The sequence below is a fragment of the Sporomusa sp. genome, assembly GCF_057736855.1.
The window spans coordinates 1-9,890 of sequence record NZ_JBYKYF010000097.1; the positions used below are offsets into that span (position 1 = coordinate 1).

The window sequence follows — 9,890 nt, forward strand, 5'->3', positions numbered from 1 at the left end:
CTAGCGGCATTTCAATGTATTCAAACAGCTTAGTTAAGCCAGCATCTTCCAATTGTTGTGCCATTACTTCTTGCAGTTGCCCGACAATCCCACTGGCCCAGACGGCAAATTCCGGCTTTTGCGATAAGTTTTTGTCCCCAACAGGCAAAATAAAATTATGATTCAAATATTTTTTTGCCAGAACATCCACTGGGTAGGTAGAAGCCGTAGGATCAAGCAAATAGGCGGCAATAAGGACATCTGTCACCTGAGCCAGAATGTCTCTCCCGTTTGACTGACAAAGATTATATAGTTTCTTCGCATCATAGGCAACTATCGTTATACGGTTGTCAGCCAGCATGTCAAAAACAATGCCCCAGCCTTCTGCATCTCGTGGTATGTAGACAGTTTCCCCAGCACAAGTAACAGCAAGGCCAGTCAAACCCGCTAAGGGTGAATGGCCAGGCGATACTGGATAACAACTCATACATCCCTGTTGCTTAACCCGGTTATAAACAGCCGCAACATCTGCCTGGCTGGCAGCAATAATAGGTGCACTAAGTACAATATCAGCCGTCTGCATCTCAATGCAATTCTTATCCATGCTTTCGGGAAACAACGTATCCACTTTTGCCAACAGGGTTTTAAATTCGAATTTAGCAAACAATTCTTTAATCGTTTGCTTATCCGGATGAATCTCGAACTGTTCTGGGATAAACTCAATATCCATGTTACGAACAATCGTAGCCAACTGTTTTGATAAAATGGCTTGCTCAGAGAATTGCCGAAGATTTTCCTGCAGCTTTTTGCCTGATACCTGATCAATATTAGCTAACACATTTTCCAGTGAACCAAATTGTTTCAGCAGTTTGACTGCTGTTTTTTCACCAATGCCAGGTACTCCAGGTATGTTGTCCGAACTGTCTCCCATTAGTCCTTGCATGTCAATAATCTGGGCAGGCGTCAGTCCATACTTTTCTTTGAGCGCTGCGCTATCCATGATCTCCATATCTGAGATGCCTCTTTTGGTAAGCAGCACCTTGGTTTCCTGCCCGATAAGCTGAAGAGCATCACGGTCACCAGTTACAATCAGAACCTCATATCCTTGGCTTGAAGCTTTTTCTGACAGTGTGCCGATAATATCATCGGCTTCAAATCCAGCCACTTCCATTGTTGTCACGCCAAATGCCTGTAACATCTCGTGAAGTAACGGAAACTGCTCGGATAGTTCCCCAGGAGTAGCTTGCCGTTGTGCTTTGTACTGCGAATACGTTTCGGTTCGAAAAGTAACCCGTCCTTTATCAAATGCCACCGCTAAAAAATCTGGTCGGTAATCGGCCAGCAATTTCACTAGCATGGTTGTAAACCCATACACTGCATTGGTATGCAGCCCATCGGCCGTACGAAGCATGGGCAGCGCGTGAAACGCACGATGCACTAAACTGCTGCCATCAATGATTATAAATCTTTGGGGCATAAGCCCACCACCTTATATACGAATATAGTCCAATCTATCATTATTGGCTACTAAACACAAAATCCCTTCTCTATTTTCTTAAATACCTGACAACCTTATGTAATAGTTTGAAAAGAAATGACCAAAGTTTGTCTATTTTTATGCAACACCTACTCACTTGTAAATTCTGCAAAAAAAATATTGCCGCGCAGAGGTTTGTGTGACCTGTGTACTTTCAACATCTGCATGACAACCTAACGAAGTTTTTTTATATTTAGAAAGGGTAAGTAAATTCCAATGTCTTAGCTGCTTCATTCCAATACACGTAGGCACCAAAATGTTGGTATATATTCGTGATCAGAATGTACGGAACTGTTCCAATCATTTCAACCGAAACAGTAATATTTTCGTTTTTATCGTTAATGATTAGACTTTGTTGTTTCTCATCCCAGGTTACGTTTAGCCCCATATATTCGGCTAATGCTAGCGCTGGTACCGCCAAAATGCCCTGAATTCGTTTTACATCCAATCGAATTGGCTTATCGTTTAAATAAACCGCTAACCCATCATAATTCCAGGTATTTTCTGCGAAATGCCAGCTTTGCATACCGCCAAATAACGTTGCTACATCAGTTGCCGAAACATATACTGTATTTCCTCTAATAACGCCAGATACACTGCCTGCTTGCTTCTGAACAGTTTTCGTTTTTTCATCCCAATCTATTTTCTGTTTCAACATCTCGGCAAAAGAATAAATAGGAATGTACGGCACCTCTTGCACCATTAATCCGCGCTCACTCAGTAAGCTGCCATTTACTCTAATAGCAAATGGGCTCGCAATAACCACCTGCTTATCACTAGGTTCTTGCATTAGATTTCGCAGGAACTCATCGCTAACAAAATCGTTTAATTTATAAACATCAAGTCTTTTTCTAATATCTTGTACAGTTACAGCGCGATAGCCATAGACATCAGGATACACAGACAATAGTATCTGGCCAGTAGAATTTGCCCGAACCTTGACCCTGTCATAAGTAATCCGTACTGGCGTTCCATAGTTAACCTTTTCAAAAAGCTCTTCCACATCTTCTTCATACATACGAATACAACCATTTGATACCGCCCCGCCAATAGACCAGGGTGCATTGGTACCATGAATTCCGTAAGTATGCCAGATTCCCATCCACCTGTAGCCAAGCGGATTAGACGGTCCTGAGGGTACCACATTCCCCTGCTGGTCCGGAGGATACCATGCAGGATTAATTTCTTTTGAAATAATAAAATAATTGCCAAGAGGAGTTGGCGTATCCGGTTTGCCGATAGCTATAGGATATTCTTTCACCAACGTATCACCGACATAGAATTCAATGGTTCGGCTAGGCAAATTTACAATAAGGCTTGGCGCCCCCAGGTTTGCATTTGAACTGGCAAAACCGCTTGTTACTGGTACTAATAATAGCAGATAAAACCACACTGCAACCCGAAATAACATTCAGCATCCCTTCTTCATATCGTTTTTTCGTAGCAGTATCATAATATGAAGAGTGTAGGCTCAGATATTACCCTTCGGGTTGCCTTCAACTCACATAAAATTCCGCTCGAATATTATTATTGAAGATTAAGTATCTGTTGATGCACTACCCGCAACCGCCGGTTACGTTCGTCAACAATGGGAAGATATATATGAATATGAGCACCTGAATTTCCTAAATGTTGTGGCGCGAAATTGATAAATCCGCCATGCTCACTAATAATCCGGTGGGCTACCGGTAAGCCAAGTCCCATATGCTCAAGTTTGGTGGTATAAAACGGTTCAAATACCCGAGGCATAATGTCTGGCGGAACTCCGGGACCTGTGTCACTGATTGCAATAACCAGCATGCTTAATTCAGAGTTAATCCAAGACTTTACTGACAGCACACCTTCCTCCGGCATGGCTTCAATAGCATTTTGCATAATGTTAACAATAGCCTGTTTAATTAAATTGCTGTCAACAGTAAGCATTGGCAAATCAGATGCCAGTTGTTTATCAATTTCAATTTTCTCAGCACCAAGTTGTTTAAAAGTCAGAAGCAACGCCTCTTCAATGACGCGGTTTATATTGATATTGTTTTCTTTGTTAACTGGTGGCTTAGCAAACAATATCAGATCTTTTACCACATTATTAATGCAAGAGACCTCTTCCAGCATCATCTCTAGGACATCCCGTCCTACCGTATATTGATCATCTTCCAACCGACTGAGCATGACTTGCAAATACCCGCTTATTGTAGTTAACGGCGTCCTTACATGGTGGGCTACCCCGGCTGCTAATTCGCCCAATGACATAAGCATCTGCGTTATCTGTATCTGCTTGATTGCGGCCCGTACAGCAGATAAGTCTTGGATAATAACAATTAAACCGCTTGCTTCCCGAGAAGAACCTCTAAGCCTCAAAGTATCAATATGAGCATAAATATACTGGTCTTTTACTTTAAGCTTCAAATTGACAGTACTTAAATCTTCATATTCTTCCATATGAAATACCTGCAAAAATTTTTCACCATGATGTTTAAATACATCATCTACTCGTCTTCCTATGGATTTAGCTCTATCAATACCACAAATCTTTTCCGCTTCACGGTTGAGATTTTTTAATCTAAGATCATTGTCTATAAAAATAATTCCTACAGTAGTATCAAAACAATCATGACAGTCATCCTCACGGTTTAGGTACACTATCTTATTATTAAGAGCCTCTGCCGCAGACATTGTCGATCCCCTCCTAATGACTATCTTTTGATTTGGTGCTGTTAAATGTTCTTGTAAATTATTGTAATTCCTGCTAAATTAGCAGAATTAGTTTTCGTAAAAAACCGACACTCTCTCAGATATACATGTCGAAATTAATAGCTTGAGCCTGTGAAACCTTAGCCTGCTTACAGTTAGCCGATCGCCTATTTCGACACAATGAGTTGCCTAACTAAAGCTAGCGAGTTTATCCTTCTACACAAAAAGAACTATATTTTATCTATTTTACAATATTTGTAAGAAATTCTATTATTTTACAAATATTTCCATATACTAAACTTATTGCAAAACTAGTAAAAGGCAGTGTCCTTGGCAAATTAATGCCTTGGCTCACTGCCTTTTACAAAGGATATCCGATACATTAGAATTAGCAGACCTCACCATTCGCCGCCTGCACCTACAAACTGCGTTATTTAAAATTCTATAATGACCAATATATTGTACAGTCAATCTAACCGAATAGTCGCTGCCAAAACGACTTTGGCTTGTTTTCTTTTTCCTGCGCCATTTGTTGCAATTTTGCATCTATCAGTTGAAAATGCCCGGTCAGTTCTGTTTCGATCCGTTCTTCAAGCTTAGTGACTTCTTGTCTTAAATCATGTATTTCTTCCTGCTGACTATTCACCATACTAATGGTTGCTGCAATTTGTTGCAAGGCCTGATTATGCGATGCAATAACCGCCATTATCGTAGAACCTTCAAGCGGAGTTAATGCTGATAAACCTTGCGATTGGGAAAAATCTCCTTCTTGCGAAGTTGTTGCGCTGCCATTTTGCGATTCAGATTTAACTTCGATAAATCTAGGAAATCGTTGACTAAGTTCACGACTAATATCCTCAGCATTTTTATTTTGGTGCATACCTTTTGCAATGGTCTTAAAAACCTCAATGGCTTCAGGATAAAATCGCTTCTTTTTTCCTTCACCAGTAGCCGGCAAATACTCCATAAATAAATCGCGATAATAGCGTAACGTGCTCTGTGGAATACCAATTTCTTGCGATATGTCTTTGATACTAAGCAACTCTGGCATAAAACCACCCTCCGCGTTTTTGTTGTTGCGATTATATTCGCGGTTATCGGGTAAATTTCCTGCCAAAATTATGAACGTTTGTAAAAAAATACCAAAATTATATTTATATTCATTCTTTTTTTTCAAATGACAGTGATTTCGTGCTATATTAGTATTAATACAGCCTCAATAGTCAAGGGACTAAATGAATTCTCTTTCTTCCGGATCTATATCGCGTACTCCAATCAATACAACATTTTCCGTTCTAACCTTATCTCTATATCCACCAACCGCAATCCGGAATGTCCTGCCCCAATACTTGCTGCTAGTGGCATCTCTTGGATATTTCCACTCGGTGAGGTTTCTACTGTATTGCTATCGGCATATGCATCATACCAGATAACGCCCAAGTTTCGATACCTAACGGCTTCCAAGTTTTTTATTTGCAATGGATATCATTAGCACAGCATAACTCTTTACTTTTGATGTCAAATCTCCAGCATCCATGCTATCAATATGGATTGACTGCAAAAACTTCAAAAGTCCTGCTGAGCGAATTGCCTCAAGTCCTAATTGAGCTCCGAATTTTAGACTGACCAAGCCATATAATCTATTATTGCTTATTTTACGGACAGTTCTCAGTATTTTTCCCACCTAATATTTTGTTGATAGCATTTGCGTCTTTTAAGGAAACATTAGAACCGTCCCTTTGTTTCCTTTTTGAATTTTTGTACCTAATCAGATCCTTGATAACTTCCTTAAGTATTGCTGACATTAAAAATCTTCCTTTCCGACTCGAATAGATTTAACCCTATTCTTGCCATTCAGGAAGATTTTTCATCTTTTACAAAAAATTTTTTTCGGTCTCGAACCACTACCCATCTAGCCGATTCTCTAAGTAAAGCATTAATTGTAAAATACAGTCTGTTCAGTTTCTGTGTGGCATCAACTATTGCTGTTCAAAAGTTTAGAAATTAAGAGGCAAACAATCAGTCTTTCTATTTAACCAAATGTATTATTTCGATGATATTGCCTTCCGGATCGCGAATATAGGCTGCCGTAAGATTTCCTAGATTATCAATCTTTTCTGTTACGGTTTCACCTATCTGCTGACCACCATAGGCCAGAGCCTTTTGCAGGATATTATCAACTGAATCTACATGAAATACTAAACTAGTAACCCCCTGAATATTAGGTATTATATCGTATTTTCTTAAACTGGTTTGATCATAGCTGATGATTTCAATAACAGGACCATCCTCATAACCTGGCAAAATCAACTGAATTCCGTTAACTCTTGCATTTTTCAATTCAGTCAGTCTATCCAGCCACTTGCCTGAAAAATCAAATTCAGTTGAGTATGGCCGGCACTGAAATACGTCAATGTAGAAATTCGCCAGCTTTCTCCACTCTTTTGCAACCAGAGTTGAATATACGTATTTAATTTTACTCTCCATGGCATTCACTCCTTAGAGAATCGATCACACAAAAAAATGCCAACATTTTCTCGCTCATTTTTTCTTACATATACCACGAAAGCCTGAATAGCACCATATCCTAAATCCTAAACATCTGCAGTAAGCTGACTCACAACTAGTTGTTCCTGTTTCTTTAGTTTATACAATGGCAGTAGCGTTTCGTTGACAAAGGTTTCATAAGATATGGGCGTCGAGTTCTCTAGCGAGCGTGGCTCCAACATTTTTATATGGCCGGAATTCATTGCGTCTGCCACTTCGAGAATAAGTTGAATGATGTGTTCGGAAAAATTGAGGTCCAGCAAATCCTGCCGGGTTTTTTCTTTGGATTCCTGAATATAAGTTAAATCGGGCTGTTGTATGGCTTTTCCAATAATAGCGGCAACTTCGAGCATTGTAAGGTCCTGGCTTCCGTGAAGTTCACGGATTTTCTTGCCCTGAAAATCGAGTTTCAACAAAGCCTCTCCGGCGGCCAAGCCGACGTCCCGTGTAGCAATAAAAGGAAACTTTACATTAGGACTAAACGGACCTGCTGCTGTATGACGAGCTAGAATGTTGTCAACCTGGGAAAGGGTATTTTCCATGAAGTAGCCTGGACGTATATGAAGCACATTCAAATCGTCAATACGGTTCAGACGTTGCTCAAGCTGGTGGAGACCGGCGACGGGTCCGGTTCCTTCAGGTTTATCAGCGCCCCAACTGCTTAATGAAACGGCGTATTTTACTTTTGCTTTTTCCAAAGCAGGCATAATTGCATCCATGATCCGGTCCTGATGGGCGCGAAAGTTGTTGCTTGTAGGAATATAGTTTGGCTGGAGCATGACATAGACTGCTTTTGCCCCAGTGAACGCCTCCGTCAGCGCTGCCTGGTCCGCTGGCTCAACAACAAAGGCCTCGGCGCCTTTGTCGGCAAATGTAGCTAGCCGTTTTGCGTCCCGGCCAAGCACCCTTACCTGTTCTCCTTTCTCTAATAAGTAATTTGCTACGACACTTCCTGTTCGGCTAGTTGCACCTGTTATTACATACATTGTGTTCCCTCCTAATGATTTTGCTCCAATGGATTTTTTCAATGGCCTTCGGTCTTCCCCCTCTCAATATTTTCCGCAGTACTTTGCACAAAAAAATCACAAAGTACGACGGAGCGATTACCCTTATTATCCGCTATTTAAAACTTGGGGCGGTAGATCATTTTACTCAAAATATTGCCTAATTCTATCAAACATATTAAAATGTGAATATGCCAAGCAGAAAATTTCACCTAGTATTTATCGAACAAAGAGGTGAATGAATCATAGCTACAAGTATGGATGTAGATAAGATTAAGGAAAAGCAGACAGAATTGATTCAACATATTAAACGATACGCCATAACCGACGGAAGTCATTCGACAGCGATTGCTTCTTTGTACTTTACTCGCACCTCCTACCTTGAAGGCCCAGTTTATGCGGTTCAAGGGCCGGCCTTGTGCATTATTGTTCAGGGAGCAAAGAAGTTCATGGTGGCTGAAAACAGCTATTATTACGATCCGTTCCATTACCTAGTGGTATCGTTGGCTTTGCCGCACATTGCTCAAATCACGCAGGCCGATCCCCAAAATCCCCTATTATGTATGAGCCTACATTTTGAACCGGAATTGATTTTCGACATTGTCCAAAATGCCGGCCTTTCCATGAGTATGGAAAGCGATTCACACCGAGGCATGTTTGTGGGAGAAATCAATCTTCCTCTATTGGATGCATGCTGCAGGCTAGTCAGGCTCCTAGAGACGCCGCAGGATATTCCGGCGCTTGCCCCCCTAGTAATAAAGGAGGTCTTTTATCGTATTCTTCAAGCCGAACAAGGGGACTTATTAAAACAAATCGGAATAAGCAACAGTCACGCCCGAAAAATCGTGGAAGTCACACGCCTTATCAAGCAAGAGTTTGCTAAACCGCTGCATATTGAGAATTTAGCAATGGCCGCCAATATGAGTATTGCATCTCTATACCGTCATTTTAAGCAATTTACGGGGATGAGTCCCCTGCAATATCAGAAACAATTACGCTTGCTGGAAGCACGCCGTCTTTTGTTGTCGTCACAAATAAATGCTGCCGATGCAGGCTTTCAGGTTGGATATGAGAGCCCTTCCCAGTTTAGCCGTGAATATGCACGCATGTTCGGGCTGCCACCAAAAAGTGATGCGAAACAGCTGCGGAATTCACTTAGTCTGAGTTAATACTAATTTTTCTGCATAACAAAACACCCAGGAAATCGTATGTTGACGAGATACCGGGTGTTTACAGGTTATCATGGGCGGGGGTTATTGATATTTTTATTAATCCCATCTAAGATACAAGAGGACGGTTCTATTGTTTCCTTCGCTTTAGCTACTATATTAAAAACAATTCTGGTTATTTTTATAACTAAAAAACTGATTTTCACGTACGTTTAGATATGAGTCACATTTAACCAATCGTTACATAACATGTATTGATATATATAACACCATGAGGTGGATAAAAGAACCTTGCCGCAACGATAATTCGATCAACCGGAGATGAGGATTCCGCACCAGATGAAGCAAAATCGTCGTGCGCCTCTCCACTTAATGAACGAGAAATAAACAATATTTTTGCCGACATCAGGGCAATTAGGCAACCCCAAGATACTCACTTTCGGACGCCAGTCGGTTATATGATAGCCGCAACACTAACCATTTTAACTGTTGTATCTGGTTTTAGAATAGCTATATTAAGCAAAGGACACTAAATCTGGCTTACATGAGCCAGGTCTTTTTTTGGATTTACGTCGATAGATTGGACACAAAAAGGTTGAGTTAGGCAACATTTTTTATGCTTTGTTCAAATTGTATAGGTGACAGATAATTAAGTTTACTGTGAATCCTTTTTCGGTTATAAAATCCTTCAATATATTGGAAAATCTAAAACATGCATGCTGTTACGTCAAAAAGGTGGTAGTGTAAACCAATTCCTTTTTGATTATTGCATGAAAAGATTCAATTACCGCATTGTTAATATAGGCACCCTTTGCGACTATACGATAATTTAAACTTTAGTTCTTGCTCGACTTTATTACGGTATTGGTCAATACATTCATTACTACAACATGGAACGGCCGCATCAATCGCTGGGGTATCTAACCCCGGCTGAAAGTGGATTTTCAGAAACTATGATTGCGTGAG

At 40.5% G+C, this 9,890-nt stretch carries 9 protein-coding genes and 1 pseudogene; 2 read left to right on the forward strand and 8 right to left on the reverse strand.

The window, feature by feature from the left end; all coding sequences use genetic code 11:
- From AC29Z1_RS08215 to AC29Z1_RS08245, 7 genes are all read right to left on the reverse strand, one after another.
- Positions 1-1,456, reverse strand: a 1,456-nt coding sequence (locus tag AC29Z1_RS08215) for a 5'-3' exonuclease H3TH domain-containing protein (protein ID WP_488270975.1), incomplete at its 3' end; no start/stop codon positions are given.
- Positions 1,457-1,709: 253 nt separating this feature from the next.
- Positions 1,710-2,927, reverse strand: coding sequence for a L,D-transpeptidase family protein (locus AC29Z1_RS08220; protein WP_488270976.1), 1,218 nt, complete (start codon positions 2,925-2,927; stop codon positions 1,710-1,712).
- Between the two features lie 116 nt (positions 2,928-3,043).
- Positions 3,044-4,186: a two-component system sensor histidine kinase NtrB gene (locus AC29Z1_RS08225; RefSeq protein WP_488270977.1), complete on the reverse strand. Its 1,143-nt coding sequence runs from the start codon at positions 4,184-4,186 to the stop codon at positions 3,044-3,046.
- A gap of 490 nt (positions 4,187-4,676) precedes the next feature.
- On the reverse strand, positions 4,677-5,381 hold the full coding sequence (locus tag AC29Z1_RS08230) for a MerR family transcriptional regulator (RefSeq protein ID WP_488270978.1): 705 nt from the start codon (positions 5,379-5,381) through the stop codon (positions 4,677-4,679).
- Between the two features lie 273 nt (positions 5,382-5,654).
- Positions 5,655-5,888, reverse strand: a complete 234-nt coding sequence (locus AC29Z1_RS08235) for a hypothetical protein (RefSeq protein WP_488270979.1) — start codon at positions 5,886-5,888, stop codon at positions 5,655-5,657.
- Between the two features lie 344 nt (positions 5,889-6,232).
- Positions 6,233-6,691 carry a VOC family protein gene (locus tag AC29Z1_RS08240; protein ID WP_488270980.1) on the reverse strand — a complete coding sequence of 153 codons (459 nt, stop codon included), beginning with the start codon at positions 6,689-6,691 and terminating at the stop codon, positions 6,233-6,235.
- Positions 6,692-6,798: 107 nt separating this feature from the next.
- Positions 6,799-7,737 (reverse strand): NmrA family NAD(P)-binding protein, encoded by a 939-nt coding sequence (locus AC29Z1_RS08245; protein ID WP_488270981.1) that lies wholly within the window; start codon positions 7,735-7,737, stop codon positions 6,799-6,801.
- Positions 7,738-8,012: 275 nt separating this feature from the next.
- Between AC29Z1_RS08245 and AC29Z1_RS08250 the strand changes: the two genes are divergently transcribed.
- A complete protein-coding gene (locus AC29Z1_RS08250) occupies positions 8,013-8,924 on the forward strand; it encodes an AraC family transcriptional regulator (protein WP_488270982.1) in 912 nt (303 codons plus the stop codon).
- Between the two features lie 600 nt (positions 8,925-9,524).
- Here AC29Z1_RS08250 and AC29Z1_RS08255 read toward each other — a convergent pair.
- On the reverse strand, positions 9,525-9,629 hold the full coding sequence (locus tag AC29Z1_RS08255; protein WP_488270983.1) for an IS3 family transposase: 105 nt from the start codon (positions 9,627-9,629) through the stop codon (positions 9,525-9,527).
- A gap of 152 nt (positions 9,630-9,781) precedes the next feature.
- Here AC29Z1_RS08255 and AC29Z1_RS08260 point away from each other — a divergent pair.
- A pseudogene (locus tag AC29Z1_RS08260) lies at positions 9,782-9,889 on the forward strand (integrase core domain-containing protein); the annotation flags it as partial.
- Between the last annotated feature and the right edge of the window lies 1 nt (position 9,890).